The sequence below is a fragment of the Pseudomonas meliae genome, assembly GCF_001400515.1.
Lineage (GTDB): Bacteria > Pseudomonadota > Gammaproteobacteria > Pseudomonadales > Pseudomonadaceae > Aquipseudomonas > Aquipseudomonas amygdali.
On sequence record NZ_LJQT01000450.1, the window covers coordinates 1 to 763 of the forward strand.

Sequence of the window (763 nt, forward strand, 5' to 3'; positions counted from 1 at the left end):
TTTCAGAGCGCCGCGACTCAACCGCAGCTGGACATCATCGCCGCCAGTCAGGCCAATCCGGCCACACAGGAGGCATTGCAAGAGGCGCTACAGAATCCGTCAGCGGCGGAGTACTTCGTTTCAACGGGCAGCCAGCAAGCACAACGCACCGGGGTGATGAGCGAGCGCGAGTTCGAGGCTTTCGAAGTGGGCAGGCGCTATGCCAATACCGCCTATGAAACCGACCTTCAGGCCCTGAGCGGAGACAACCTGATGCGTGAATTGGTGCGCGTGAAGAGCCTGGGCAACTGGCTGCAGTTGGGACTCAAAAACGACCAACGTCAGGCCAACATCATTGCCGGCCAGCAACTGGCCCTGGCGGCAGACGCCAAATACGTTCCGCAGCTTCAGGAACTGGGAGCAAAAATGAGTTCGGGGGTGACCGCACATGAAAACTGATCAATCGCAGACTGAGTCAGGAGCCGCACAGGAGGACAAAAAGCCCCGTACCCCGTTAAGGCAAGCGGGCAGTGTCGGCCTGTCCATTCTCAACCCATTTTCGGACCTGGCAGTGCTTTATCGCCGAGGTGTTAAACCCGGTGTAGGCCGGCTTCAACAGGCGTGGACTCTACTCAATAGAGAAAAAACGCCGGCTGAGTCATTGGACTGGAGTCGTGCCGTAGCGCTGTCCGGCAAGACACCGGAGCAGCTGCATACCAATTTCAGGCGCATTCAGGTTGGCTGGTGGTTCCTGATGATGAGCGCAGGCGGTCTGGCAATCGTG

1 protein-coding gene is annotated in these 763 nt (G+C 58.3%); it reads left to right on the forward strand.

Annotated features, from left to right (window positions below):
- The coding region (gene traW, locus ALO64_RS20595) for a conjugal transfer protein TraW (RefSeq protein ID WP_157058684.1) at positions 1–438 on the forward strand (438 nt) is incomplete at its 5' end.
- Positions 439–763: the final 325 nt, after the last annotated feature.